Source organism: Paraburkholderia sp. DD10 (assembly GCF_049177125.1).
GTDB classification, from domain to species: Bacteria; Pseudomonadota; Gammaproteobacteria; order Burkholderiales; family Burkholderiaceae; genus Paraburkholderia; species Paraburkholderia terricola.
Window position 1 is genome coordinate 1,116,539 of record NZ_CP185393.1, and the last position, 26,719, is coordinate 1,143,257.

At 64.5% G+C, this 26,719-nt stretch carries 19 protein-coding genes; 9 read left to right on the top strand and 10 right to left on the bottom strand.

Going from position 1 to position 26,719, the window contains the following annotated elements; all coding sequences use genetic code 11:
- The 3 genes from ACOCG7_RS20455 to ACOCG7_RS20465 all read left to right on the top strand — a co-directional run bounded on the left by ACOCG7_RS20455 (position 1) and on the right by ACOCG7_RS20465 (position 3,936).
- Entirely contained in the window at positions 1-1,464 is a 1,464-nt protein-coding gene (locus tag ACOCG7_RS20455; RefSeq protein ID WP_073426639.1) for a glucose-6-phosphate isomerase, read from the top strand.
- Positions 1,461-2,690: a glycosyltransferase family 4 protein gene (locus tag ACOCG7_RS20460; protein ID WP_073426638.1), complete on the top strand. Its 1,230-nt coding sequence runs from the start codon at positions 1,461-1,463 to the stop codon at positions 2,688-2,690. Before ACOCG7_RS20455 ends, ACOCG7_RS20460 begins: the two co-directional genes overlap by 4 nt.
- 79 nt (positions 2,691-2,769) lie before the next feature.
- A complete protein-coding gene (locus ACOCG7_RS20465) occupies positions 2,770-3,936 on the top strand; it encodes a glycosyltransferase family 4 protein (protein ID WP_073426637.1) in 1,167 nt (388 codons plus the stop codon).
- 20 nt (positions 3,937-3,956) lie between these two features.
- Here the strand turns inward: ACOCG7_RS20465 and ACOCG7_RS20470 are convergent, their stop codons facing one another.
- The 4 genes from ACOCG7_RS20470 to ACOCG7_RS20485 all read right to left on the bottom strand — a co-directional run bounded on the left by ACOCG7_RS20470 (position 3,957) and on the right by ACOCG7_RS20485 (position 8,968).
- On the bottom strand, positions 3,957-5,459 hold the full coding sequence (locus ACOCG7_RS20470; RefSeq protein ID WP_347143469.1) for a Fic family protein: 1,503 nt from the start codon (positions 5,457-5,459) through the stop codon (positions 3,957-3,959).
- Positions 5,460-5,730: 271 nt separating this feature from the next.
- A complete protein-coding gene (gmd, locus tag ACOCG7_RS20475; protein WP_073426636.1) occupies positions 5,731-6,774 on the bottom strand; it encodes a GDP-mannose 4,6-dehydratase in 1,044 nt (347 codons plus the stop codon).
- A 212-nt stretch (positions 6,775-6,986) separates the two neighbouring features.
- Positions 6,987-7,808: an SGNH/GDSL hydrolase family protein gene (locus ACOCG7_RS20480; protein WP_416448104.1), complete on the bottom strand. Its 822-nt coding sequence runs from the start codon at positions 7,806-7,808 to the stop codon at positions 6,987-6,989.
- Positions 7,809-7,834: 26 nt separating this feature from the next.
- The gene (locus ACOCG7_RS20485; RefSeq protein WP_073426635.1) at positions 7,835-8,968 is read right to left on the bottom strand and encodes an acyltransferase family protein; all 1,134 of its coding nucleotides are present in this window, start codon (positions 8,966-8,968) and stop codon (positions 7,835-7,837) included.
- A 690-nt stretch (positions 8,969-9,658) separates the two neighbouring features.
- Between ACOCG7_RS20485 and ACOCG7_RS20490 the strand changes: the two genes are divergently transcribed.
- From ACOCG7_RS20490 to ACOCG7_RS20500, 3 genes are read left to right on the top strand one after another with little or no spacing between them, the layout of a single operon-like run.
- Positions 9,659-11,860: a hypothetical protein gene (locus ACOCG7_RS20490; protein WP_347143471.1), complete on the top strand. Its 2,202-nt coding sequence runs from the start codon at positions 9,659-9,661 to the stop codon at positions 11,858-11,860.
- Positions 11,861-11,912: 52 nt separating this feature from the next.
- Complete coding sequence (locus ACOCG7_RS20495) at positions 11,913-13,379, top strand: flippase (RefSeq protein ID WP_073426633.1); 1,467 nt, start codon at positions 11,913-11,915, stop codon at positions 13,377-13,379.
- Positions 13,376-15,823, top strand: coding sequence for a glycosyltransferase family 4 protein (locus ACOCG7_RS20500; protein ID WP_347143472.1), 2,448 nt, complete (start codon positions 13,376-13,378; stop codon positions 15,821-15,823). The genes ACOCG7_RS20495 and ACOCG7_RS20500 overlap by 4 nt, the downstream gene beginning before the upstream one ends.
- Positions 15,824-15,981: 158 nt before the next feature.
- Here ACOCG7_RS20500 and ACOCG7_RS20505 read toward each other — a convergent pair whose 3' ends face one another.
- A complete protein-coding gene (locus tag ACOCG7_RS20505; RefSeq protein WP_421379750.1) occupies positions 15,982-17,184 on the bottom strand; it encodes an acyltransferase family protein in 1,203 nt (400 codons plus the stop codon).
- Between the two features lie 255 nt (positions 17,185-17,439).
- Between ACOCG7_RS20505 and ACOCG7_RS20510 the strand changes: the two genes are divergently transcribed.
- A complete protein-coding gene (locus tag ACOCG7_RS20510; RefSeq protein WP_167363261.1) occupies positions 17,440-17,583 on the top strand; it encodes a hypothetical protein in 144 nt (47 codons plus the stop codon).
- Positions 17,584-17,911: 328 nt separating this feature from the next.
- The gene (gene galU / locus ACOCG7_RS20515; RefSeq protein WP_073426630.1) at positions 17,912-18,817 is read left to right on the top strand and encodes a UTP--glucose-1-phosphate uridylyltransferase GalU; all 906 of its coding nucleotides are present in this window, start codon (positions 17,912-17,914) and stop codon (positions 18,815-18,817) included.
- Between the two features lie 186 nt (positions 18,818-19,003).
- Here the strand turns inward: galU and ACOCG7_RS20520 are convergent, their stop codons facing one another.
- The 5 genes from ACOCG7_RS20520 to glcD form a co-directional block, all read right to left on the bottom strand.
- Complete coding sequence (locus ACOCG7_RS20520) at positions 19,004-21,175, bottom strand: malate synthase G (RefSeq protein ID WP_347143474.1); 2,172 nt, start codon at positions 21,173-21,175, stop codon at positions 19,004-19,006.
- A gap of 83 nt (positions 21,176-21,258) precedes the next feature.
- Positions 21,259-21,663 (bottom strand): heme-binding protein, encoded by a 405-nt coding sequence (locus ACOCG7_RS20525; protein ID WP_073426628.1) that lies wholly within the window; start codon positions 21,661-21,663, stop codon positions 21,259-21,261.
- A 19-nt stretch (positions 21,664-21,682) separates the two neighbouring features.
- The gene (gene glcF / locus ACOCG7_RS20530; RefSeq protein WP_347143475.1) at positions 21,683-22,951 is read right to left on the bottom strand and encodes a glycolate oxidase subunit GlcF; all 1,269 of its coding nucleotides are present in this window, start codon (positions 22,949-22,951) and stop codon (positions 21,683-21,685) included.
- Positions 22,952-23,007: 56 nt separating this feature from the next.
- A complete protein-coding gene (glcE, locus tag ACOCG7_RS20535; protein WP_347143476.1) occupies positions 23,008-24,072 on the bottom strand; it encodes a glycolate oxidase subunit GlcE in 1,065 nt (354 codons plus the stop codon).
- Positions 24,072-25,571 (bottom strand): glycolate oxidase subunit GlcD, encoded by a 1,500-nt coding sequence (gene glcD, locus ACOCG7_RS20540; RefSeq protein ID WP_347143477.1) that lies wholly within the window; start codon positions 25,569-25,571, stop codon positions 24,072-24,074. The genes glcE and glcD overlap by 1 nt, the downstream gene beginning before the upstream one ends.
- A gap of 252 nt (positions 25,572-25,823) precedes the next feature.
- Here glcD and glcC point away from each other — a divergent pair, with 252 nt between their 5' ends.
- Positions 25,824-26,591 (top strand): transcriptional regulator GlcC, encoded by a 768-nt coding sequence (gene glcC, locus ACOCG7_RS20545; RefSeq protein WP_073426624.1) that lies wholly within the window; start codon positions 25,824-25,826, stop codon positions 26,589-26,591.
- Positions 26,592-26,719: the final 128 nt, after the last annotated feature.

Below are 26,719 nucleotides of genomic sequence, written 5' to 3' on the forward strand. Positions count from 1 at the left end.
ATGTCGACGATCACGCGAGCCGGCGCCGACGGCGCACCGCGAGCCGTCTCCAACGGCCGCAAGGAGTGGATGCCGGAGGCGCTGCTGTGGCTGATCACGGCGCTCATGATCGGCGCGCGTCAGGGCACGGTGCTCACGCTCGCGTTTCCGCTGCTCGCGATCCTCACGGGCCTGTGGCTGTATTTCAGGAATCCGGCGCGCTACATCGGCTTCATGTGGTGGCTGTGGTTCCTGAGCCCGGAAGTGCGGCGTCTCGCCGACTGGTCCAAGGGCTCGTTCACGCCGACCAGTCTGATCCAGGTCGCGCCGCTCGCGGTGACGATGATCAGCGCGTTCTCGTTGCTGCGCTACTACCGGCTGCTGTCGCAGCGGCGCGGCTTGCCGGTGCTGCTGGTGCTGCTCGGGCTCGCCTACGCGTTCATGATCGGCGTGATGTCGAGCGGGCCGCTCGCCGCCACCTACGACCTCGCGAACTGGCTCTATCCGATCCTGATCGGCTTTCACATCATGGCGCACACGCGCCAGTATCCGCAGTACCGCGACACCATCGTCAATACCTTCATCTGGGGCATGCTGGTGATGGGCGGCTACGGGCTGATCCAGTTCTTCATCATGCCGCAGTGGGACGCGCTGTGGATGCTCGGCTCGCAGATGAACTCGCAAGGCGACGCCGTGCCGATGGGCGTGCGCGTGTTCAGCACGATGAATTCGTCGGGCCCGTTCGCGTTCGCGATGATGGGCGCGATGGTCTTCGTGATGGCGGCCACGCACCGCGTGCGCTGGATCGCCGCGGCGCTCGGCTTCTTCTCGTTCGCGCTGAGCCTCGTGCGTTCGACGTGGGGCGGCTGGATCGTCGCGCTCCTGATTCAACTGGTCAAGTCGAACAACAAGGTGCGCGTGCGCATCATCGCGAGCGCGGTGCTGCTCGCGGGCCTGTGCGTGCCGTTGCTCGCGGTCGGTCCGGTGGCCGAGCGGATGCAGGCGCGGCTCTCCACCATCGTCAACCTGAACGACGACCAGAGCTACGCCGCGCGTAACGAGTTCTACGCGACCTTCGCGAAAACCGCGTTTACCGACGTGGCCGGCGAGGGCATGGGCGCGACCGGCACCTCCACCAAGCTCTCGAACGACGGCGGCCAGCTCGGCCAGTACGGCAACTTCGACAGCGGCGTGATGAACATTCCGTTCGTGCTCGGCTGGCCCGGCACGCTGCTGTACATGTCCGGCATCGTCTGGCTGGTGGTGCGCGCGGTGCTCGCGTCGTTCAGGATGCGCAACGACAAGTTCGTGTCCGCCTGCCTGAGCCTGAGTCTCGCGACCTTCGCGATGCTGGTGTTCACCAATTCGCTGGTCGGCACAGGCGGACTGCTGCTTTTCATGAGTGTTTTTTCGATCCTTTCTGCGGTGCACTACGAAAAAATGAACCGCAGACGCACGCTATTTGTCCACGGAGGCACTGAGTGAGAGTCGCCATTGTCACGCACGTCGTGCGCCATAACGACGGCCAGGGGCGCGTCAACCACGAGATTGCGCGCGCCGCGCTCGACGAGAACATCGGCGTCACGCTGGTCGCCTCGCACGTCGCGCCCGATCTGCTCGCCCACCCCAACGTCCGCTGGGTGCCGATGAAAATCGGCCGCTGGTGGCCCACCAATCTGCTGCGCCAGCAGGTGTTCGCGTTCAAGAGCGCGATGTGGCTACGCGCGCATCGCAGCGAATACGACGTGCTGCACGTGAACGGCTTCATCACGTGGATGCCCGCCGACGTCAACACCTCGCACTTCGTGCATAGCGGCTGGTTCGGCAGCAAGTACTATCCGTTCGGGCTCACCAAGGGCGTGTGGTCCGCGTACCAGTCGATCTATACGCGCTGCAACGCGCTGCTCGAACGCTGGGCCTACCGCCGCTCGAAGGTCATCACGGCGGTGTCGCAGAAGGTCGCCGACGAGATTCGCGCGATCGGCCTCACGCCGGATAACCGCGTCGATGTGATCTACAACGGCGTCGACACGCAAGGCTTCGCCGCAGCCACCGGCGACCGCGAGAAATTCGGCTTGCCGAAGGACGCGTTCCTGCTGCTGTTCGTCGGCGACTTGCGCACGCCGCGCAAGAACCTCGGCACGGTGCTCGCCGCGCTCAAGCATCTGCCCGGGCACGTGCAGATGGCGGTGGCCGGTTTTCTGCCGGGCAGTCCCTATCCTGAAGAAGCGAAGGCGCTCGGCATCGCGCATCGCGTGCATTTTCTGGGGCTCGTGAAGGAGATGCCGGTGCTGATGCATTCGGTCGACGCCTTCGTGTTTCCCTCGCGCTATGAAGCGATGAGCCTGTCGCTGCTCGAGGCGATGGCGGCGGGTCTGCCGGTCGTCACCGCGCGCACGGCGGGCGGCGCCGAGATCATCACGCCGGAATGCGGCATCGTGCTCGACGACCCGGACGATCCCAAGGCGCTGGCCGGCGCGGTCGCGCGTCTCGCCGACAACGACGGCGCGCGGCGCGCGATGGGTGTCGCCGCCAACGAACTCGCCACCGGCTTCGGCTGGGCCCGGATGGCCGCGCAATACATCGCGCTGTACCGGCAACTGGAAGGGCAGCAGAAAAACCGCCGGCGCAGCGACGCGGAAGCGGCAGTGGTCGCCAAGACCGACGCGTTGACGCTGAACACGCTGGCCGGACAGAAGAGCGCCGAATGATCGCGCGGACCTCGCTTGCACGATCGCGCGCCGCATCGCTTGACTCACACAACTCACAGAACGCACAGGGGCAACAACCATGACGACGAGCTCAATCAAATCGCTGCAGATCGGGATGCACTGGTTCCCCGAGCGCGCGGGCGGCCTCGACCGCATGTACTACTCGCTGGTCGGCGCGCTGCCGGGCGCGGGCGTCGCGGTGCGCGGCGTGGTGGCCGGCTCGCCCAAGGTGGCCGCGGACACCGGCGGCGCGATCAACGGCTTCGGCTCCGCCGCGCAATCGCTGCCGCTGCGGCTGATGGCCGCGCGCCGCGCGCTGCGTCAGGAAATCAGCCGGTCGCGGCCCGACGTGATCTCGTCGCACTTCGCGCTGTACACGTTTCCGGGGCTCGACGTGACGCGCGGCATTCCGCAGGTCTCGCATTTCCAGGGACCGTGGGCCGACGAGAGTCATGTGGAAGGCGCCGATTCGCTCGGCCAGCGCGCGAAGCGCTATCTGGAGCAATCGGTGTATGCGCGCTCGTCGCGGCTGATCGTGCTGTCCGAGGCGTTCGGCAAGATTCTGACTTCGCGCTATCGCATCGCGCCGGATCGGGTGCGCGTGGTGCCCGGCTGCGTCGACGTCGAGCAGTTCAATCTGCCGATCACGCCGGCCGAGGCGCGCCTCAAACTGCAATTGCCGCAAGACCGGCCGATCGTGCTGGCGGTGCGGCGTCTGGTGCGCCGCATGGGTCTGGAGGATCTGATCGACGCGGTGAAGCTGCTCAAGCGCAGCGAGCCCGACGTGCTGCTGTTGATCGCGGGCAAGGGGCGGCTCGAAGGCGAGTTGCAGGCGCGCATCAGCGAGGCTGGGCTGGAGAACAACGTCAAGCTGCTGGGCTTCGTGCCCGATCAGCATCTGGCGGCGCTGTACCGCGCGGCGAATATCAGCGTGGTGCCGACCGTGGCGCTGGAAGGCTTTGGGCTGATCACCGTCGAATCGCTGGCGTCGGGCACGCCGGTATTGGTGACCCCGGTGGGCGGTTTGCCGGAAGCGGTGGCGGGTCTGTCGCCGAACCTGGTGCTGCCGGAGACGGGTGCGAAGGCAATCGCCGAAGGCCTGGCGGGCGCGTTGAACGGCTCGCTGAAGATGCCGGATTCGGATGCGTGCCGCCGCTACGCGCGTGAGAACTTCGATAACTCGGTGATCGCGAAGCGGGTCGCCGCGGTGTATGGCGAGGCGATCGCGGCGGGTGGGGTGCATTGAGCGAAGTGGGCTCGGTGCGCTTATGTGGCTCGGCTACCGTCGGCGTTCAGCAATCGGAATTCCGCAGGAGACTCTTCGAACGCATTCGCGCGCCTCATTGCTGATACGAGCGTTGCAAGGTCCTTATAGTCGAATGCCGCGCACCAGATTGCCACGCGCGATAGTGCGTTGATGAGCGGCTCTGGCCGCCCATTCTGGGTGAGCGCCCGAAGACAGTCCACAAACTGCGGGTGAAAGAGTGTGGGAATAATGATTCGGGAGTGCCCAGACCTGGATAGCTCGGCGTTCATCACCAGTCTTGAGAGCCGCCCATTGCCATCGGCAAATGGATGCACCTCGGCGATGAGGAACAGGTAATAAATCGCCCTTGCCATGCCTTCAGGAATCGCCAGGGCAAGGCGCGATCCTTCGGCAAGCGTCCCGCGCACATGCGAAGGTTGAACAAACTCAGTCGTGCCGGCGTAGTTTGCATCGAGCTTAAGGTGCCCTGGATTAACTTCCGGTCTGCGCTCGAGCATGATTCGATGGCGTTCCTGGAGCACATCCACGAAGTCGTCGCCGACAGGTGGCACTATTGCGCGGGTCTCGGTCTGATAGGCAAGATTGAATACGCCCAGGATGTCGTGTGAATCCTTGGGACGCTGCGCGACGATCTGATTGCGCAAGACGATGCTCTCTGCCTCCTCCACTGAGAATCGCGTGCCCTCGACATAGTTGGAAAAATACGATTCGACGAATGCAAAATGGATGCGGCTACTGCCTTGACCAGCAACGTCTGCAAGATCCGGCAGCACTGTTGTCCGTAGCGCCGTCGCAAGCGTGTTGAAGAGTTCGACGCGCGCCATGTCGATGGGCGTGCCTTGCGCAATCGCCAGGCCAGCCTTTGTTTTGAGTACGCCTTTTGAATGGGTGCTCAGCAGAGCGCCGATCAGTCCGTTGAGAACTTCGTAATGGGTCTGGGCTCCGAGCGGCTCGGCAAGTTCGCGAGCACGATCCCGAATCTGGTTAAGTCCAGCCTCTTTATTTGCGTTCAGGCAGGTGACGAGGCGTTCTTCGACCTGGTCGCGGGTAGCGCGGGTCGTAGCGGAACTTCGACCCAGGTTCTCAAGAAGCGCGCGTTCCTGCGAGGCCCAATACAGGTCGAGCGAACCGAGCCGAAGATCACCAGGTTGCGGGCCCGGTCCTTTCATCAAGACCAAGGTGAGGCCGGGATAGCGGATGCGCCGGTTAAATCGCGTTGGATGGGACAGCACCACTTCATGGGACGGCGTGATGCCCCCCGCAAACGCGCTCAGGTGCGAGACGACGGCGCCCGGTACCGCGTACGCCGCAATCTTCTGCCAGTTCCGGCGAATCCGGCCTTCCACTTCCTCGGCGGTGCCGTGTTGGACGTAGATGCCAGACCCGACGCGAATTAGCTGACCTTCCTTGGCGCGTCGCTGAAGATGGCGATCTGCACTCGCGTCACCGATCGCGAAAAGAATTTCGTCTGCCTGTCGTTTTTCCGCTAAAGAGCGAGCCATTTGGGCCAGCGTTTGTCGTTAACCAGCTTTTATTTTAGTGCATTTGTCGTTTTCTGGCTAAAGACGGGTATGTCGGCAAGAGACGGGCGTGTCGTTATTTAGCTAAATTAGCCTGGTTCAACGAGGTATTTTGTCGTAATCCAGCTAAAATACCCCGTCATTTGTCGTTATTCAGCTTAGTTGAGGCATTCGCAAGCCGGTGCGCCACGGCCTGCCTGGCTTTCGGGTCCCCACACCGAAGTCGCAGCCGTGGCGAATGCCCACTCGTCGCTTAGAACGTCTCGTGATGCTCGTTGCGCCCGATATCCGCATGAACCATCATGTGGCATAGCTGTTCGAGCGTGGTTTCCGGCTTCCAGCCGAGCTTCTCATGCGCCTTGTCGGCGCAGCCGATCAGCAGATCCACTTCGGCCGGACGGTAGAACTTCGGATTCACGCGCACCAGGGTCTTGCCGGTGGCGACGTCGATACCGATCTCGCGTTCCTCCTTGCCCGACCACTCGATCTGATAACCCGCCGCGGCAAACGCCATGAGCACGAAGTCGCGGACCGTTTCGGTGCGGCCGGTGGCGAGCACGAAGGTATCCGGTTCATCGGCTTGCAGCATGCGCCACATGCCTTCGACGTATTCGAGCGCGAAACCCCAGTCGCGCTTCGCGCTCAGGTTGCCGAGTTCCAGCACGTCCTGCTTGCCGAGCTTGATCTTCGCGACGGTGTCGGTGATCTTGCGCGTGACGAATTCGCGGCCACGTAGCGGCGATTCGTGATTGAACAGAATCCCGCTGCTCGCGAAGAGGCCATACGACTCGCGGTAGTTGATGGTCGACCAGTGCGCGAACAGCTTGGCCACGCCATACGGGCTGCGCGGATAGAAGGGCGTGTCCTCGCGTTGCGGCACCGCTTGCACGAGGCCGAACATTTCCGAGGTCGACGCCTGGTAGTAACGGGTCTTCGGATTCAGAATGCGGATGCCTTCCAGCAGATTCAGCGCGCCGATGCCGGTCACTTCGGCGGTGGTCACAGGCTGGTCGAACGAGACGCCCACGAAGCTTTGCGCGGCGAGGTTATAGAGTTCGTCGGCCTGCGCGCCTTCGAGCAGGCGCAGCGTGGAGCCGAGGTCGGTCAGATCGTGTTCGACCAGACGCAGATTCGGATGATCGAGCACGCCGAGCTCACGCATGCGCCAGAAGTTGACGGAACTGGTGCGCCGGTACGTGCCGGTCACGTGATAGCCCTTGTCGAGCAGCAGTTTGGTCAGATAGGCGCCGTCCTGTCCGGATACGCCGGTGATGATCGCTTTGCGTGGTTGGCTCATAGCTTGCCTTCGATATTGGTAAAAGAGAAAGAGAAGAAGCAGTCGCGCCGGCTACGGCGCATGTCATTGGCACATTTTTGTCGACGAACACAGCGGCACGGTCATTGGCACATCAAGCGGCACACCCCGCGGCAATACTCGAAAAGCGCCTGTCGGAAGCACGCTTCGCGAGCCGCTCACAAGGCGCACCCCAGGCGCACCCGAAAAAAGCTTCAAAGCGCGCCGTCCAGCAGTCGCCGCACCAGCGGATCGACGATTTGAAAATCTTCCTCGGCCTTGAGCCGGTACAAGCCCGGCTTCGGATGCGCGCCGTCGGACATCAGCGTCTTCCAGTCGGGCAAATTGCTGATGTAGGCAAACTGGTCGACGAGCGGCACCTGCTGTTCGGCGGCCACGCGGCGCGTCATCGCCACCATCGCGGCGAGCCGCGCGTTGAGCCGGCCGTCGGGCATCGGATTCGAGGTCTGCAGAACCGGCTCCTTGCCGAGCGCGCGGGCGGTTTTCACGAGCGCCGTTTCGGCCGCGTAGAACGCCTCGGGCGTCTGGTTCTGCATGACTTCGTTGATGCCGTAATTGATCAGCACGATCTGCGCGGGCGAGGCGGCAAGCCGCTCCTGCCACGGCAGCCCGGCGCTCGGGCCGGCGCGGCGGTTGCCGGTGCCGTCGCGCAGTTGCGTCGCCATCGTGCCGCCCACGCCGTAGTTCGTGACGCGCACGCGTTCGCCGTGCCGCGCCTGCAATTCATCCTGCAAAAAAGCCACGGCGTTTTGCGCCTGCGGGCCGCAATGACCGTCGCTGCATGTGATGCCGAGCGTGGTCGAATCGCCATAGGCGTCGATCAGCACCTGGGCCGGTTTTGCACGCGCCTGCGTCGGCTGAATTTGCGTGGCCCGGATTTGCGTCGCCTGGGTTTGCGTCAAATTCATCGGCTTCGCCTGGCTTGCGTCCACGCTGGCCGCATGCGCGCCGGCCGGCAACGAAAGCAGCGCGAACGACAGCAGCGCGAGCGAAGCCAGCGCCGCGGTAGTCGTCAAGCTCGCTCTGCGCCATCCGCCGCGCCTCATGCACGGCTGCGCGGCGCTTGCGACGCGGCCCCGCCACGGCCCGTGGCCGGCGCTTGCGGCGCCGCCCACGTGACGCCCGCGCCCGGCACCGGCGCTTGCGCCGCTTTGCCGCCCGCGCCGAAAATCAGCCGCTTCTCGAACGCGAACCACGTGATGCTCGCGTAGGCGAGCGTGATCGCGAGCGCGAGCGCCGCGGTCATGTAGCGGTTCAGATGCAGCGGCCACAGCGCGTACAGCACGCTCAGGTGAATCAGATAAACCGTGTAGCTGATGGTGCCGATATAGACCAGCACCGGATTGCACAGCAGCCGCTTGACGATGCCCTTGCTTTGCAGGGCGATGACCACGACGGACGTGCAAAGCACCAACGAAACGCTGTAGAGCCCCGCGTTGGAGAGCGGCGTATTGGCCGCGCGAAAACGCGGGTAATGCAGATGCAGCCACGCCAGCACGGCGAGCGCGGCGAATACGCCGAGCACCGCGACGCCCTTGAACGGTTCGAGCGCGTCGCGATCGCGCCGCACGGCGACCGCGAGCAGCGCGCCGGCCGCGAGCAGGTCCATGCGAAACGGCGTCAGGTAATAGATCGGCCAGAACGAATCGAACCAGGGCGTGGCGACCGCGCGCAGCACCGGCACGAGCAGGATCAACGCGGCCGCGACGTAGCCGAGCACGCGCTCGGGCACGAGCAGGATCACGAACGGCCAGAAAATATAAAACTGCTCCTCGACGGCGAGCGACCACAGCACGTTCAGGCTGTCGTGGCCGCTCTGGTTGAGCGCGTCGCCGATATTCGTCGCGAAGAACGCGTACCACTGCCAGTGCTGCGCCCAGCCGAGACCGAACAGCAGCGACGACACCACCATCAGCAGCAGATACGGCGGCAGGATGCGCCGCGCGCGGCGCGCGTAGAAGTAAGCGAAATACGACTGCTCGCGCGACTTGCGTTCGAGCAGGATGCCGGTAATCAGAAAGCCGCTCAGCACGAAGAACAGATCGACGCCCATCCACAGTGGCGCCTTGAGCGCGTGCTGCGCGAACACCGCGAGCACGGCGATCGCGCGCAAGCCGTCGAGCTGCACGATGCGGCGGGAGTGGGAAGGCGCTAAGGGCAGGGCGCTGGCAGTCATGAACCGTCCATGGTGTGAAGCGGATGGGCCGGGCGAAGCAACGCGCGTTCGGCAACCACAGGCGCGCTCGCTTCGCGTCGCAACGGAAGTGCAATCGATTCTAGGCAAAAGAAAATCGTGAAAAAACGGGAATGAATTGGATAAATGAATCAGATTGCAACAGGGTGTTTCGTTATTCATTTCCAATGAGTTTTCATGCTTGTGCCGAAGGCGTGACGCGACGCGTAAGAACTGCGCCGTGAGCCTGGCCGGGTCGGTAAGCTTGGCTGCAACGGCCTCGCGCCGGCCAGCCCGGCGTCCATTCCGTTTTAATCGATTTTTAAATCAGTTTCTTTCATTGCGCTTAAAGCGGCGAATATTTTTGAATTATTTTCGATTTTCGTCGCGGTGTTTTTTCCGCGTAATGTGAGCCGTGTGAATTGGGTGGCCAAGGACGGCGCGTGGGCCGCACCCGGTTGTCCCGCTCGCGAGCCCGCGGCGCCGCCGCTTCCCGTTGCCTGCATGCCGCCTCGCCGTCGTTACCCGGCCTCGTGTCCTGCGCGAACCGGTCTGATGTTCTTGTGTTGCTTCTGGCTTTTTTGTACCCGTTCGTATTCGTTCGCAAGCGTTCTTACCGTGACCTCACCGGATTTTTTTATCCGCGCGGGTCGTTTGCCTGAGCGCGGCGCGCCGCTGATTGGAGAAAATACTTTGCCCCGTTTCGCGTTCAAAAGCTGGTGTGCCGTGCTGGCATGTGCGGCGGGACTGGTCGCGGGATCGGTCGGCGTCACGGCTCGCGCGGAAACCGCGTTGAACGCGAAAACCTCATGGATCGGCAACACGTTCGGTTTCGGCGAGGGCACGTGGGCGCAAATCAATATCACCGCGATCGCGGTCGCGCCCGATGGCAAGGTCTATACGAACGCGCCGTGGGACGAGAGCGGCGCGGAAGCCAGCGTCTACCAGGACGGCAAGATGCTCGGCTTCGCGGGCGGCACGCACGGCTGGGGCAATAGCGGCGGCAACGCGATCGCGCTGAATCGCCAATACGCGTTCGTGGCGATCGCGGTCGGCAACGAGAAGGGGCGGCTCGTCGAGCAGGGCGTATGGCCGCAGAAGGGCAAGCAATGGTTCGGCATCTCGCGCCGGCTGATCGCCGATCCGAAGCGCGCCGCGCCGTTTCAGCCGGCCGCCAAAAGCGGCGACCCGCATGCGCAGCTCGCCGCGGGCTTCCTGATGATGAACGAAGTGCCCACCGGCACGAGCGCCGAAATCGGCGGCCTCGCGGCGAACGACACCACGCTGTTCGCGGCCAACACGGCGCGCGATCGCATCGAGGTCTACGACGCCGAATCGATGCAACAGAAAACCACCTGGACCGTGCACGAGCCGGGCCGTCTCGCGCTGGCGCCCGACGGCACGCTGTGGGTGCTGGCCGGCACGCGCAACGACCCGGCGCCGCACGTCGAGCACTACACGGTCGCGGGCAAGCGCATCGACGAAAACTTCACGCTGCCCGCGGACACGCTCGCCGTCGATATCGCGGTGGACGCGCAAGGTCGCATCCTGATCGCCGACAACGGTCCGCGTCAGCAGGTGCTGTTCTTCAGCAGGAGCAATGGCCGCTATGCGGAGTCGGGCTCGCTCGGCGAGCGCGGCGGTATTTTTAGCGGCGTGGCGGGCAGGCCGGGACCCCGGCGTTTCAACGGGCTGACCGGCGTGGGCGTGGATGCGCGCGGCAACGTGTATGTGTCGACCAACGGCATCGGTCCGCGCTATGAGCCGATCGGCGCGGGCCTCGGCGCCACGCTCGAAAGCTATGCGCCGGACGGCCGGCAGAACTGGCAGGTGCAAGGGCTGCTGTTCGTCGACGGCGCATGGATCGATCCGGCTCGGCCCGACAGCGTCTACACCGGCAACAAGCGCTTCGAACTCGATCTCTCGAAGCCCGCGGGGCAGGACTGGAAATACGTGGGCTTCCTGTCGAACCGCTTCAAGTATCCCGACGACCCCGTGTTTCACACCGACCAATATCCGGGGCTGCCGATCGCCCGCAAGCTCAAGGGCAAGACCTTCCTGTATCTCACCGACATGTACGCGGATCACCTGAAGATCTACCGCTTCGATCCGCAGCGCGACGGCGAGGTGGCCGCGCCCTCGGGCTTCATCGCCGGGCGCGAGCGCGCGGTGGCCAAGGTGCCGAACGCGCCGCCGGGCGGCGACTGGATCTGGCGCGACGCGAACGGCGACGGCAAATTCAATACCGACGAATTCACGCCGAACACGAGCGGCACCAAGCTCGCGGGCGGCTGGGGCTGGTGGGTCGATAGCGCGGGCGACATCTGGCGCACGCGCGACACCAAGGGCATCTATCGCTTCCGCTTCGGCGGACTCGATGCGAAGGGCAACCCCGTCTACTCGTATTCGGACCTGACGCAATACCCGGTGCCCAAGCCCTTCACCGAACTGCACCGCGCGATCTACGAACCCGACACCGACACGATGTACGTGGCCGGCTATACGGCCGACACGCCGACCGATCGCGGCTTCTGGAAGGAAGTGGGCCGCGTGCTGGTGCGCTACGACAAATGGTCGAGCGGCAACCCCGTGCAGCGCTATTCGATCACGCTGCCCTGGACCACGCAGAGCAAGCCCATCGCCACGATCATCGGGCTCACCGTCGAGGGGCAATACGTGTTCGGCGTGGAGCCGGCCGGCGCGGTGCACGTGTGGGACAAGGGCAGCGGCAAGGAACTCGGCGTGATCCGGCCGGGCCCGGAAGTGGGCCGCGCGTCGGGCTGGGTCGACGTGCCCAACGGCATCAGCGCCGCGAAGCGAAGCAACGGCGAGTACCTCGTGTTCGTCGAGGAAGACGCGCGCGGCAAAGTGATGATGTACCGCTGGAAACCTTGATGAAGCGCACAGAACAACAGGCAGTCAACCGTATTCAACCCCAGGGCATCCGATGGACAAAGGCATTCTCAAGAACGTAGCGATCAATTTTTTCGGGTTGGTGCTGCCCACCTTCGTCTCGCTCGTGACCGTGCCGTCGTATATCAGGCTGCTCGGCGTCGAGCGCTACGGCGTGATCAGTCTCGTGTGGACCCTGATCGGCTACTTCGGGATTCTGGATCTCGGCATGAGCATGGCCGCGCAGAACCACATCTCGAAGGCGCGCGCGTCCGGCGACAAGACCGAGAGCGCGCGCGTGTTCTGGAGCGCGACGTGGCTCAATCTCGCGACCGGCGTGATCGGCGGGCTGATGATTTACTTCGGCGCGTTTCTGTACACCGCGTATTTCACCAAGGTGTCGCCGGAGTTGCAGCACGAGGTGTATATGGCGCTGCCGTGGCTCGCGGTGGCGATTCCGATCGCCAACGTGTCGTGGGTGTTCGCGGGCGCGATCAACGGCGCCGAGCGTTTCGGCGTCTACAACACCAATCAGACCATCGGCACGTTTCTGTTCCAGTTGCTGCCGCTCGGCGCCGCGCTGTGGCTGGGCGCGACCTTGCAGAACGTGCTGGCCGCCGCGGTGTTCGCGCGCATTCTCGCGGCGCTCCTGCTGGGCCGCTCCGCGCTGAAGGTGCTGGAAATCCGCAGCATCCTGCCGCCGCAACTGGGCGTCGCGAAGGGGCTCTTCAACTTCGGCGGCTGGATGCTGATCGCGAGCGTCACCAACATGATCGCCGAATCGCTCGACCGCGTGATGCTCGGCACGAGTCTGGGCGCGCGCTTCGTCACGTACTACACGGTGCCGCAAAACCTCGTCACGCGTCTGAACATCGTGCCGACGGCGATGGTGCGTACGCTGTTTCCGCGCCTTTCGGCGGTGAGCCGCGCCGACGCCGACACCATCACGCGGCAGTCGCTCGAATTTCTCAACGGCGTGTTCACGCCGGTCGCGCTGGTCGCGATGCTGGTGCTCGAACCGTTCCTGCATCTATGGGTCGGCAATGAAATCGCCACCGTCGCCGCGCCGGTGGGCCGCGTGATGATCGTCGCCGTGTGGCTCGTCGGTCAGGCGAACGTCACGCGCATTCTGATCCAGTCGCAGGTCCATCCGGCCACCGCCGCGCGCGTCGGCTTGTTCGAATTGCCCTTGTTTGCAGGGGCATTGTGGTTCGGCATCACGCATTTCGGTTTGACCGGCGCGGCGTTCGCCGTGGCCGGCCGGGCGCTGTTCGACTACGCGGTGCTGCTGCGTCTGTCCGCGATTCACGCGCGGCAGATCGCGCTCGACATGCTCGCCCACCTCGCTTTCCTGCTGGCGAGCCTCTGGCTTGCCGGCTTCCTGCCGGGTCTCGCAATGGCGATCGTCGCCGGTGCATTGATGGTGGCGGCCAACGTCGCCTGGTCGATCACGATGACACCCGCCTTGCGCGATCTTGCGCGTTCACTGCTGTTGCGACTGAATTTGAGGAAAAGCGCATGAACCAGGACATCCTTGAAGAAGCCGTGCTGCAACCCGCGACGCGCAGCGCACTGGCCGAACTCACCACCGTTCCCGGCGCTGAGACGCAGTCGCGCCGCAGCGCGTTGCGCGGCGACAAGACGGTGCGCGTCGCGATCGTGCATGACTGGCTCGTCACGTACGCGGGCGCGGAGAAGGTGCTGGAGCAGATCGTCGCGTGCTTTCCCGACGCGGACCTGTTCAGCCTCGTCGATTTTCTCGACGACCGCAGCTTTCTGCGCGGCAAGCCGGTGACGACTTCGTTCATCCAGACGCTGCCGCTCGCGCGCACCAAGTACCGCACGTATCTGCCGCTGATGCCGCTCGCGATCGAACAGCTCGACGTGTCGGCCTACGACGTGGTGATTTCGAGCAGCCACGCGGTCGCCAAGGGCATTCTCACCGGCCCGGACCAGGTGCACATCAGCTACGTGCATTCGCCGATCCGCTACGCGTGGGATTTGCAGCATCAGTACCTGCAGCAGTCGAAGCTCACCAACGGCCCCAAGTCGGCGATGGCGCGGCTGATTCTGCACTACATCCGCAACTGGGATATCCGCACCTCGAATTCGGTGGATGGATTCGTGGCGAACTCGGAGTTCATCGCGCGGCGCATCAAGAAGGTCTATCAGCGCGAGGCGCAGGTGATCTTTCCGCCGGTCGACGTCGAGGCGTTTTCGCTGTGCACCGACAAGGACGATTTTTATCTCACGGCCTCGCGGATGGTGCCGTACAAGAAGATCGATCTGATCGTCGAGGCGTTCGCGCGGATGCCCGAGCGCAAGCTCGTGGTGATCGGCGACGGCCCCGACATGCAGAAGATCCGCGCGAAGGCGGGGCCGAACGTCGAGATCCTGGGCTATCAGCCGTTCAAGGTGTTGAAGGAGAAGATGAGCCGCGCGAAGGCTTTCGTCTTCGCCGCCGAGGAGGACTTCGGCATTTCGGTGGTCGAGGCGCAGGCATGCGGCACGCCGGTGATCGCCTACGGCAAGGGCGGCGCGCTCGAAACCGTGCGCGATCTGTCCGAGCCGCGGCCGACCGGCATGTTCTTCGACGACCAGAACGCCGAGTCGATCATCGCCGCGGTCGAGCGTTTCGACGAGCACGTGAAGCGTTTTTCGCCGGTGGATTGCCGCGCGAACGCGGAGCAGTTTTCCGCCGCGAATTTTCGCGAGCGCTTCTTCGCGCATGTGCGCGCTTCGGTGCCGGCGTTGCGTTCGGCCACGCTGCCGCCTTACGTGCCCTACAAGGCCGAAGCGGGCGCCGACGCGCCGCGCATTCTCGCCGTCGATCAGAGCGGCGTGCTGGGCGGCGCCGAGCTGTCGCTGCTGGAAATCGTCAAGGCGCTGCGCTCGCGCATCGAGGTCGTGCTGTTCGACGACGGCCCGTTTCACACCGCATTGGCCAGGGCCGGCGTGAGCGTCGATGTGCTGGACGCCGGCGCCTTGCGCCACGTTCGCAAGCAAGGCGGCTCGCTGCCGAAGGGCCAGGCGCTCAAGGGCCTGCTCTCGCTCGTGCGCGCCACCGCGAAACGCGCGCGCAATGCCGACGTGATCTACGCGAACACGCAGCGCGCGATGGTGATCGGCGCGATTGCCGGCAAGCTGGCGAGGCGGCCGGTGGTCTGGCATCTGCGCGATATCGTGAGCCCCGAGCATTTCGGCGGCAAGCAGTTGGCGATCATCAAGTGGTGCGCGCGCCTCGGTCTCACGCACGTGATCGCCAATTCCGCCGCTTCGGCGCGAGCGTTCACCGAACTGACGCGATTCGACGAAAAACGTGTCGACGTGGTGTTCAACGGCATTTCCGCCGCGCCGTTCGACGCGTTGCGCACGGTGCCGCAAGCGGCGCTGCGCGAGCGCCTGAACCTGCCGCGCGACGCCTTCCTGGTGGGCTCGTTCAGCCGTCTCGCGCGCTGGAAAGGCCAGCACGTGCTGCTCGAGGCGATGGTCCTCAATCCGCGCATGCACGCGGTGCTGGTGGGCGCGCCGCTGTTCGGCGAGGACCAGTACGAGATCGAACTGCATGCGTTCGTCGCCGCGCACAAGCTGGGCGACCGCGTGCATTTCCTCGGCTTCCAGCACGACATTCCGGCCTGCATGTGCGCGGTCGACGCGGTCGTTCACACGTCGATCACGCCGGAGCCGTTCGGCCGCGTGATCGTCGAAGGCATGCTGGCGCAGCGGCCGGTGGTGGCGGCTCGCGCGGGCGGCGTGCTGGAGATCATCGACGACCACGAGAACGGCGTGCTGTGCACGCCCGGCGATGCGCAAGGTCTCGCCGACGCGCTGAGCGAATTGCAATCGAACGACGCGTTGCGCAACAAGCTCGTCAGCAACGGCTATCAAACGGCGCTGCGCCGGTTCGGCACCGCCACTTATGTCGAGGGCGTCGAGCGGATTCTGAAGCGCGTGGCGGCGGGCTGAGCGCGTTGCGAGTGAATGGCTTTGTGCGGGGTAGGGGCAGGGACTTGGCCAGTCCCCGCCGTTAGCGCAACGGAGCGAAAGTCCCAGGGACTTCGCTCCGTTTTTTTATCGCGTGGATTTCAAGCCTGGATTTGAAGCCTGGATTTGAAACCTGCGTTTCAACCTAGTTTCAGCGCGGCTTTCGGTTTGAAACTGGCGGACCACTTCATGGCCGGCAGTTCGACCAGCCGGTAGAACACATAGGCGACCGGCACGGCCACCAGCATGTAGCCGAACGACGGCCAGATCGACATCTGCAGCGACGAGCGGAACAGCAGCGACGACAGCAGCACGAAGATCGGCAGATGGATCAGATACAGCGAGAAGCTGAAGTCGCCGAAGCGCGACAACACACGCAGACCCGGCGTGTCGGCGTTGCGGCGTTCCAGCGCCTTGTACAGATAGAACGCGAAGCCGATCGCCCACAACTGGAAGGCGCCGTACTGGCCGAAACGGAACGCCGCGCAGCCGAGCGCGATGAACCCCGCGGCCAGCACGTAGAGCCAGATCGACGAGCGCGCCTGCGGCGCGGTGCGGGCCTTGGCGTCCGCGATCCACGCGCCGAGCGTCCACGAAAACCAGTACGACGTGAAAAACTGCAGGTCGTTACGCTCCAGCAGATAGGCGGACGCCACGTTGACCACCGCGACGATCGCCAGCACGGAGGTCATGCCGATGCGCCGGCGCAGCGCGAACAGCAGCGGATACACTGCATAGAACTGCACTTCGAGCGAGAGCGTCCAGAGCGCGCCGTTCGAGCCGAACGTCTTGCCGGCCACGCCTTGCAGCGAAAACAGATTGACGAGGAAAGCCTGCAGGCCGATCTCGCGGATCTTGTGGCTGACGGGCGGCAGTTGCAGGCTGAACCAGTCGAGCGCGAAGGTCAGCACGAGCGCCGCCAGCAGCACCGGATAGATACGCGCGAAGCGGCGCACCCAGAAATTGCCGGTATCGAGCCGGTAAGCGGGATTTTTCGCGAGCCGCAGCGCCGCGCTGCGATGAATGCAGTATCCGCTGATGACGAAGAAAATCGGCACGCCCGCCGAGCCCCATGCAATCGGGAAGGTCAAATACGCGGCAATCGCATTCAGATTGAATGAATGACCGGCGCTTTGATGAAACGCCTGCATGCCGACCCATTCGATCTGCCGGCAATGGAAATAGGCGACCAGCAGCGCGGCGAAGCCCCGCAGCGCGTCGATGACATGCTCCTTGCCGGCGCTGTCGGCGCGCGCCTCGCTCTGCGCGCGCGGCGCGGCGCCGGAGCGGGCGGGGGAAAGGGGCAGGGATGAGCCGGCGGCATCCAGTGCTGAGTCGCTCATGCGCGGTCCTTATTCTGGAGAAGGGAAAAGCTGATTCCCGGGCGCATGCGCGCCCGCGATGCATGACATCCTAGTGCAACGAGGCGGGCAAAAAATCGGATAAAAAATGACATGACGAATCGCATGACGAATGCCATAAGCGCGCAATTTTGTGACGAATTGTAATTAAGTCTTATCAAATGCGGCAGCGAATTATTTACCGCTTTTGTCGTGTTAATTTTTGACTTGGGGATTCTACTGACCAGAGGTGAAGTCATGAACCTGCATCTACTCGCCGGCATCGCCGTGCTGCTGATCCTCGTCGCCGCCTCCGCTTACCGGGAGGCGCTGCGCAATGAGCCGATCCGCCGTTTCCGGATGAATTCGGGCAAGCTCCCGCAGATCGACGAGAACGAATAACGCGCCGAATAACACGCGCGGCAAGCCGCGGCAAAGCAATGACGCGCCCGCGACCTCCGTTCGTCGGGGCGCGTACCGTCCACCGCAACTCCGTTTGGCCGGATACGTAAAATTTTCGGCATTTCCGAAAACAATTCGCTTTCGTCACGTAATTGTTTCCTGTTCCTTGTCACGATGCGATATAGCGAAAGCGAATTGAATTAAATATTCCGGATGGAAAAATTCACGCGTGAACTGAGTTAATTTTTTTGTTAGTCTTTTCGACGACATCGATTGGCCGAAAGGTCCGCGAACACACTAATCTCTAACCGATGTGGGAATGCCTACCATGCTGAAAGTCACCAAAGCCGTGTTTCCCGTAGCGGGCCTCGGGACGCGATTCCTGCCGGCTACCAAAGCAAGTCCCAAGGAAATGCTGCCGATCGTCGACAAGCCGCTGATTCAATACGCGGTCGAGGAAGCGATCGCCGCCGGCATCACCGAAATGATCTTCGTGACGGGCCGCAGCAAGCGCGCCATCGAAGACCACTTCGATAAATCGTATGAAATCGAGGCCGAGCTCGAAGCGCGCAACAAGCAGAAGCTGCTCGACCTCGTGCGCAGCATCAAACCGGCCAACGTCGACTGCTTTTACGTGCGCCAGGCCGAGGCGCTCGGTCTGGGCCATGCGGTGCTGTGCGCCGAGAAACTGGTGGGCGACAGCCCGTTCGCCGTGATCCTCGCCGACGACTTGCTGCATAGCTCGAAGCCGGTGATGAGCCAACTGGTGGACACCTTCAATCACTATCACAGCTCGGTGATCGGCGTCGAAACCATCGACCGTGAAGACAGCCGCTCGTATGGCGTGGTGGACGGCCGCGAGTGGGAAGACAACGTGATCAAGCTGTCGGGCATCGTCGAAAAGCCGGCCCCGGACAAGGCGCCGTCGAATCTCGGCGTGGTCGGCCGCTATGTGCTGATGCCGACCATCTTCAAGCATATTCGCTCGATCAAGCCCGGCGCGGGCGGCGAACTGCAATTGACCGACGCGGTGCAGTCGCTGCTGACCGAAGAGCAGGTGCTCGCGTATCGCTACTTCGGCACGCGCTTCGATTGCGGCAGCAAGCTCGGCTATTTGAAGGCGACAGTGGAATTCGCGCTGCGCCATCCGGAAGTGAAGGCGGAATTCGAGGCGTATCTGCAAACGTTCATGCAGGCCAACATGCCGGCGCAATACACGGCTGAAGCGGCTTAAAGTTCAAGGGCCGTCCCTAACGTCCCTAACGTCCATAACGCCGTCCTTTAGGGCCGAGCCCGCAACGCATCACGCAGAAGCAACGCGCAGCAGCACCGCGCACATTAAAACGGGCGCCGCATCACGCGGCGCCCGTCCTTTTTTTCTGCCGCGCTCAAAGCGTATTCGAGCCTCGGCGTATCTCCCTCAGCCTTGCTTCATTTCAAGCCGGAACTTGTGCAGCAGCGGTTCGGTGTAGCCGCTCGGCTGCTCGCGCCCTTCGAACACCAGCGCCTGCGCGGCCTTGAACGCCACCGTGTCGAAGCCCGGCGCCATCGGCTTGTAGAACGGGTCGCCCGCGTTCTGCTCGTCCACCACCTTCGCCATGCGCTTGAACGTCTCTTCGACCAGCTCGCGCGTCACCACGCCGTGACGCAGCCAGTTGGCGATGTGCTGGCTGGAAATGCGCAGCGTCGCGCGGTCTTCCATCAGGCCGACGTTATGAATGTCGGGCACCTTCGAGCAGCCCACGCCCTGGTCGATCCAGCGCACCACGTAGCCGAGAATGCCCTGCACGTTGTTGTCGATTTCGCTGCGAATCTCGTCCGCGCTCCACTGCGCCGATTCGACGACCGGAATCGTCAAGAGGCCGTCGAGCAGTTCGTCACGCACCTTCGCAAAGTCGGTGCGCTCCAGTTCCTGCTGAACCGCTTGCACGTCGATCTGGTGATAGTGCAGCGCGTGCAGCGTCGCGGCGGTGGGCGAGGGCACCCAGGCGGTATTCGCGCCGGCCTTCGGATGCGCGATCTTCTGTTCGAGCATCGCGTGCATCAGATCGGGCATCGCCCACATGCCCTTGCCGATCTGCGAGCGGCCGCGCAGGCCCGCGCTCAGACCGACCAGCACGTTGCTGCGCTCGTAGGCGGCAATCCACGTGCTCGACTTCATGTCGCCCTTGCGCATCATCGGGCCGGCTTCCATCGCCGTGTGCATCTCGTCGCCGGTGCGGTCGAGAAAGCCCGTGTTGATGAACGCGACGCGCTCGGACGCCTCGCCGATGCAGGCGAGCAGGTTGACGCTGGTGCGGCGCTCCTCGTCCATGATGCCCATCTTGATCGTGTTGCGCGGCAGCTTCAGCAAGACTTCGACGCGCGCGAACAGTTCGCTCGCGAACGCGACTTCGGCCGGGCCGTGCATTTTCGGCTTCACGATATAGATCGAGCCGGTGCGCGAATTCAGCTTGTGCTTGCGGTCGTGCAGCGCGCAGAGCGAGGTGATCACCGCGTCGAGAATGCCTTCGGGAATCTCGTGGCCGTCTTGAGTCAGCACCGCCGGGTTGGTCATCAAATGGCCGACGTTGCGGATGAAAAGCAGCGAGCGGCCGTGCAGCTTCACCGGCGTCTTGCCGTCCGCGCCGGTGTAGTCGCGATCGGCATTCAGACGGCGCGTGAAGGTCTTGCCGCCCTTCGTGACCTGTTCGGTCAGATCGCCGTTCATCAGGCCGAGCCAGTTGCGATAGAGCTGGACCTTGTCGTCGGCGTCGACGGCGGCCACCGAGTCCTCGCAGTCGATGATCGTGCTCACCGCCGCCTCGACCACCACGTCCTTCACGTGAGCCGCGTCGGTCTTGCCGATCGGATCGTTCGCGTCGATCTGGATTTCGAGGTGCAGGCCGTTGTGCTTGAGCAGCACCGCCGACGGCGCGCCCGCTTCGCCCTGATAGCCGATGAACTGCGCGGGCGTCTTGAGTTCGCTCGCGCCGCTCTTTAGCGTGACGAGCAGCTTGCCGCCTTCCACCTTATAAGCCGTCGCGTCCGCGTGCGAGCCGTTCGCGAGCGGCGCGGCCTGATCGAGAAACTTGCGCGCATACGCGATCACCGCCGCCCCGCGCACCGGGTTGAAGGTCTTCCGCCGGTCGGCGCCGTTGCTCTCGGGAATCGCGTCGGTGCCGTACAGCGCGTCGTACAGGCTGCCCCAGCGCGCGTTCGCCGCGTTCAGCGCATAGCGCTGATTCGACAGCGGCACGACCAGTTGCGGGCCGGCCTGCTCGGCGATTTCGGTGTCCACGTGGTCGGTCGTGGCCTTGACGGCGGCTGGCGCCGGCACGATGTAGCCGATGCCTTCGAGAAACGCGCGAAAGGCGCGCGGATCGCGCACCGGGCCCGGATTGGCGCGATGCCAGTTGTCCAGTTCGGTTTGCAGACGGTCGCGCTCGGCGAGCAGCGCGCGGTTTTTGGGCGCCAGCTCGTGCACGAGGGCGTCGAAGCCGGACCAGAACGCGGCGCTGTCGATTCCGGTGCCGGGCAGGGCTTCGGTTTCGACGAACTGGTCGAGGTTGGCGGCGACTTGCAGTCCGCCGCGCGGGTTCATCTGAGTCATCGACTGCTCCATCTATCTGAATGAATGGGGCCGATGTGGGGGCATCGGCCCGCGTTGTGCTGCGTTCTTCCGCTTGCCGCGACTTAGGCGGCGATCGCCGCAATGCCCGCGCGGGCGATCTGCGCGTCCTGGTCCGACTTCACGCCCGACACGCCGACCGCGCCGACCACCTGGCCCTCGACGATCACCGGCACGCCGCCTTCCAGCGTGCCTTGCAGCGGCGCGCTCAGGAATGCGGTGCGGCCGTTGTTGATCATGTCTTCGTATACCTTGGTTTCGCGGCGGCCGATCGCCGAAGTACGGGCCTTTTCCGTCGCGATGTACGAACTGGACGGCGCGCTGCCGTCCAGACGCAGCATTCCGAGCGGGTGGCCGCCGTCGTCGACCACCACGATCGCGACGGCCCACTTGTTCTTCTCGGCTTCCGCGCGCGCGGCTTCGAGGATCTGGGTCGTTTCGGCGACGGTCAACACGGGTTTGCTCAGCATGATCGATGTCCTGTTTCGTTTAAGGTAAGGAGGCTTCTACAAGTTCTATCCAATGACGCACCGGCGTGCGCCCGGCGCCGTCCAGATGCGCCTGGCAGCCGATGTTGGCCGTGACGATCAGCGCCGGCCGGCCGCTTTCCAGCGCGTCGAGCCGGTTGTCGCGCAAGCGCTCGGCCAGCTCGGGCTGGGTGATCGAATACGTGCCCGCCGAACCGCAGCACAGGTGCGCGTCGGGCACCGCGGCGAGATCGAAGCCGAGCCGTTGCAGGACCGACTCCACCGCGCCGCCCAGCTTTTGCGCATGCTGCAACGTGCAGGGGCAGTGAAACGCGATCTTCCGCTGCGCGTGCCCAGGCGGCGTTGCCGGCAACGCCGCTTGCAGCGTCGCCTGCGACGGTTCCGCCTGCAAGCGCTCGAGCGGTTCCTCAGCCAGGATCTCGACGAGGTCCCGCGCCAGTTCGCTGACCCGCTGCGCTTTTGACGCATAGCGCGGGTCGTCGCGCAGCAGCTTCCCGTATTCCTTGACGAACGCGCCGCAGCCGCTCGCGGTTTGCACGATCGCCTCGGCGCCGGCTTCGATGGCGGGCCACCACGCGTCGATATTGCGCCGCGCCCGCGCAAGCCCGGCCTCTTGCGCATTCAGATGATAATCGGTCGCCCCGCAGCAGCCGGCCCGCCCGGCATTCACGATGCCGATGCCGAGCCGGTCGAGCACGCGGGCGGCGGCCGCGTTGGTGTTCGGCGACAGCGCGGGTTGCACGCAGCCTTCCAGCATCAGCATGTTGCGCGGATGCCGCGGCGCGGGCCTCGTCTTGGCCCGCGCGCCACGCCTGGGGATTTTACGTCCAAGCGCAGCGGGAAGAAATGGCCGCAGCGTGCGGCCGGTCCTGAGCAGCGCGTCGAACACCGCCGGATGCGGGATCACGCGGCGCAAACCCTCGCGCAGCAGGCGTTCGGACGCGGGCCGGCGAATCCGCCGTTCCAGTTCCGCGCGGCCGATATCGAGCAGCGCGTGATACGTGACGCCCGACGGACAGGTGGTTTCGCAGTTGCGGCAAGTCAGGCAGCGGTCGAGGTGCAACTGCGTTTTGCGCGTGACCGGCTCGCCTTCGAGCATCTGTTTGATCAGATAGATGCGTCCGCGCGGGCCGTCGAGTTCGTTGCCGAGTAGCTGATAGGTCGGGCAGGTCGCGTTGCAGAAGCCGCAATGCACGCAGGAGCGCAGAATCTGTTCGGCTTCGTCCGCGCGCGCCAGGGTTTGGGCGGCGTCGCTGAGATTGGTTTGCATGGTGTGGGTTCGCCTTCGGTATTCACAGAGCCGCGCTCATCGAGCGGCGCGCATGGTCACAGGCCGGCATACAGACGGCCCGGATTGAACAGGCCGCGCGGGTCGAGTTGCTGTTTGAGTTGCCGATGAAAACGCAGCAGCGCCGCGGGCAGCGGCGTGAACGGTTCGGCGTGCGCATGGGGTGTGAAGCAGGTGGCATGACCGCCGGCGGCATGCGCGATCTGGCGGATCGTTGCGGCCGGCGCATCGCTTTTCAGCCAGCGTTGCGCGCCGGCCCAATCGAGCAATGTGTCGCCCGGCAGCGGCACGAGCGGCGAGGCGTTCGGCAATGAGAGGCGCCACAGCGCACGCGGATCGTCGAAAAAACCCAGACGGTGCTCGCGCAATGCGTCCCAGAAGCGTGGGTCGAGTTCGTCGCCGCCGATGCGATCTCTTGCCGACGCCACCGACCCCGCACCGCCTTCGAGCCGCACTTGCAAGCGGCCGTCGACGTGACATGCGCCGCTCACCGGCAACGCCGCGCGGCGCCATGCCGACAGTTCGCGCAGCGCTTCGCCCGCGTCGAGATCGAGCGTGAGGCTGCCGGATGCGCGCGGTTTCGGCAGCACCTTCAGCGAGACTTCGGTGATGAGGCCTAGACAGCCGAAGCTGCCGGCCAGCAGCCGCGACACGTCATAGCCCGCCACGTTCTTCATGACTTCGCCGCCGAAGCGCAGATGCTTCGCGTGACCGGTGATCACGCGGCAGCCCAGCACGAAATCGCGCACCGAGCCCGACCACGGACGGCGCGGCCCGGCAAGACCCGCGGCCACCATCCCGCCGACGGTGGCTGCGCCGAACGCGGGCGGCTCGCACGGCAGCATCTGGCCGGCGGCGTCGAGCGCGGCGTTCAGCTCCGCGAGCGGCGTGCCGGCGCGCGCGGTGATGACGAGTTCGGTCGGGTCGTAGCCGACCACGCCGCGATGCGAGCGCGTGTCGATCGGCATGCCTTCGACGGGCCGGCCGAGCAACGCCTTGCTGTTGCCGCCGCGGATCGCCAGCGGCGTGCCGCGTTCGAACGCTTGCGCGACTTCGGCGACGAGCCGTTCGCTATCGTCCATCGAGACTGCTTCGATCAGCATCAGAAACGCTCCAGTTCGGGAAAGGGCAGTGCGCCGTGATGGACATGCATCGAGCCGAATTCGGCGCAGCGGTGCAGCGTCGGTACGTTCTTGCCGGGGTTCAGCAGGCCGCTCGGGTCGAACGCGGCTTTCAGCGCGTGGAAGAACGACAGTTCGTCGCTGTTGAACTGCGCGCACATCTGGTTGATTTTTTCGCGGCCCACGCCATGCTCGCCGGTGATGCTGCCGCCCACCGCCACGCACAGTTCGAGGATCCTGGCGCCGAGCGCTTCGGCGCGTTCGGTTTCGCCGGGCGCGTTCGCATCGAACAGGATCAGCGGATGCATGTTGCCGTCGCCGGCATGGAACACGTTGGCGACGCGCAGACCGTGTTGCGTCGACAGATCCTCGATGCCCTTGAGCACGCGCGGCAATTCGCGGCGCGGGATCGTGCCGTCCATGCAGTAGTAGTCGGGCGAGATGCGGCCCACGGCGGGGAACGCATTCTTGCGGCCGGCCCAGAAACGCTGGCGCTCGGCTTCGTCTTTGGCGACGCGGATATCCGTCGCGCCCGCCGCGCGCAGCAGCGCTTCCACGCATGCCACGTCTTCCTGCACGTCGCTTTCCACGCCGTCGACTTCGCACAGCAGGATCGCTTCGGCATCCACGGGATAGCCCGCGTGGATGAAATCTTCCGCCGCGCGGATCGCGAGGTTGTCCATCATTTCGAGGCCGCCCGGAATCACGCCCGCGCCGATGATCCGCGCGACCGCCGCGCCGGCCTTTTCCACGTCGTCGAAACTCGCGAGCAGCACTTTCGCGCTTTGCGGCCTGGTGAGCAGCTTCACGGTCACTTCGGTGACGATGCCGAGCATGCCTTCCGAGCCGGTGAAGAGCGCGAGGTAGTCGAAGCCGGGGGCGTCGAGCGCTTCGGAGCCGAGCGTGATGCGCTCGCCGTCGATGGTGAGAATCTCCAGCTTGAGGATGTTGTTCACCGTCAGCCCGTATTTCAGGCAGTGCACGCCGCCCGCGTTCTCCGCGACATTGCCGCCGATCGAACAGGCGATCTGCGACGACGGGTCCGGCGCGTAGTAGAGACCATGAGGCGCGGCGGCCTGCGAGATCGCGAGATTGCGCACGCCGGGTTGCACGCGGGCCACGCATGCGTCGGGATCGACTTCGAGAATGCGGTTAAAGCGCGCCATCACCAGCAGAATGCCTTTGTCCAGCGGCAATGCGCCGCCCGACAAGCCGGTGCCGGCGCCGCGCGCGACCACCGGAATCTCATGCTCGCTGGCGAATTTCAGCAGCGCCTCGACGTGTTCCACCTTGTCGGGCAACGCGACCAGCATCGGCGTCGCGCGATAGGCGGCGAGGCCGTCGCATTCGAATGGCCGCAGGTCTTCCTGCTCGTGCAGCAGTTCCATGCCGGGAATCAGCGCGTGCAGCCGCGCGACGACGGTGGCTTTGTCGTGCGTCGCGAGCGGGCCGTCGACGCGCTCGTCGTAGTGATAGCTCATGTGGGGGTCTCCTGGCGCGGCGCTTCAAGCTGGCGGAATGCCCGTGGGCAACGGCGCGCGAACGTGTCTCCGGCGGGATTGTTGCGGCTATGCCGGCCTGTGTCGATGGGGCGGCGAAGTGGTCGTACCAGTTTTTGATTGAGCGTTTGGCGGGCATTTCTCCTTAAAGTGCCTGAATTGAGGCGCTTTCGAGAGGATATGCACACATCGCGTGCTAGCATTTGAAATTGGTCGTACCAGTGAGATTGAGCCATGCAGACAGCGGATCTTGAGAGCGCAAGGCAAGTGGCGGACGTGGTGGCCGAGCGCATCGAACGCCTGATCGTCGACGGCGTGCTGAAAACCGGGCAGGCGCTGCCCTCCGAACGGCGCTTGACCGACAAGCTCGGCGTCTCGCGCACGGCGCTGCGCGAGGGGCTCAAGCTGCTGCGGGCGCGCGGCATCATCGAGACTTCGCACGGCAGGGGTTCGTTCGTCGCGAGTCTCACCGCGCAGCCCGCGCTCACGCCGATGATGCATCTGCTCGGCTCGCAGCCGCGCACGCTCTACGATCTGTTCGAGGTGCGCGGCATGCTCGAGGCGGAGTCCGCGCGGCTCGCGGCGCTGCGCGGCACGCCCGCCGACTTCGTGCTGATCACGCGCCGCTATGAGGAAATGCTGGCGGCGCACGGCAAGGAGACGAGCGCCTCCACGCACGCGCGGCTCGATCACGCGTTTCATCTCGCGATCTGCGAGGCCTCGCACAACCCGGTGCTGGTGCATACCTTGAGTTCGCTGACCGACTTGCTGCTGAGTTCGGTGTTCGCATCGGTGAACAATCTCTATCATCGCGAGCCGCACAAGCGCGTGATCGACCGGCAGCACGCGCGGCTCTATAACGCCGTGACCGGCAAGCTGCCGGAACAGGCGCGCCGGGCCGCGGCCGATCACATCAAGAGCGTGTGCGCGAATCTGCGTGAAATCGAGCAGGAAGAACAGCGGCTCGTGCGCGCGACGTTGCGGCTGGAAGGGTGGGAGTGAGCGGCGCTAACGTGGCGCAAGCGCGGCGCGAAGATGGCGCGTTAGCGGCACGGGGGCGGCACAGGCGCGGCGCGAAGATGGCACGTTCGCGGCACAAGGGCAGCGCAAGCACGGCATAAGCGCGGCAC

Bases quoted from the DNA above. Each gene is read 5' to 3' on its own strand.
- ACOCG7_RS20495 (WP_073426633.1), top strand. From the start codon at position 11,913: ATGGACAAAGGCATTCTCAAGAACGTAGCGATCAATTTTTTCGGGTTG.
- ACOCG7_RS20465 (WP_073426637.1), top strand. From the start codon at position 2,770: ATGACGACGAGCTCAATCAAATCGCTGCAGATCGGGATGCACTGGTTC.
- galU (WP_073426630.1), top strand. From the start codon at position 17,912: ATGCTGAAAGTCACCAAAGCCGTGTTTCCCGTAGCGGGCCTCGGGACG.
- glcC (WP_073426624.1), top strand. From the start codon at position 25,824: ATGCAGACAGCGGATCTTGAGAGCGCAAGGCAAGTGGCGGACGTGGTG.
- glcD (WP_347143477.1), bottom strand. From the start codon at position 25,571: ATGAGCTATCACTACGACGAGCGCGTCGACGGCCCGCTCGCGACGCAC.
- ACOCG7_RS20505 (WP_421379750.1), bottom strand. From the start codon at position 17,184: ATGAGCGACTCAGCACTGGATGCCGCCGGCTCATCCCTGCCCCTTTCC.
- glcE (WP_347143476.1), bottom strand. From the start codon at position 24,072: ATGCTGATCGAAGCAGTCTCGATGGACGATAGCGAACGGCTCGTCGCC.
- ACOCG7_RS20485 (WP_073426635.1), bottom strand. From the start codon at position 8,968: ATGACTGCCAGCGCCCTGCCCTTAGCGCCTTCCCACTCCCGCCGCATC.
- ACOCG7_RS20510 (WP_167363261.1), top strand. From the start codon at position 17,440: ATGAACCTGCATCTACTCGCCGGCATCGCCGTGCTGCTGATCCTCGTC.
- ACOCG7_RS20520 (WP_347143474.1), bottom strand. From the start codon at position 21,175: ATGACTCAGATGAACCCGCGCGGCGGACTGCAAGTCGCCGCCAACCTC.
- glcF (WP_347143475.1), bottom strand. From the start codon at position 22,951: ATGCAAACCAATCTCAGCGACGCCGCCCAAACCCTGGCGCGCGCGGAC.
- gmd (WP_073426636.1), bottom strand. From the start codon at position 6,774: ATGAGCCAACCACGCAAAGCGATCATCACCGGCGTATCCGGACAGGAC.
- ACOCG7_RS20500 (WP_347143472.1), top strand. From the start codon at position 13,376: ATGAACCAGGACATCCTTGAAGAAGCCGTGCTGCAACCCGCGACGCGC.
- ACOCG7_RS20455 (WP_073426639.1), top strand. From the start codon at position 1: ATGTCGACGATCACGCGAGCCGGCGCCGACGGCGCACCGCGAGCCGTC.
- ACOCG7_RS20525 (WP_073426628.1), bottom strand. From the start codon at position 21,663: ATGCTGAGCAAACCCGTGTTGACCGTCGCCGAAACGACCCAGATCCTC.
- ACOCG7_RS20470 (WP_347143469.1), bottom strand. From the start codon at position 5,459: ATGGCTCGCTCTTTAGCGGAAAAACGACAGGCAGACGAAATTCTTTTC.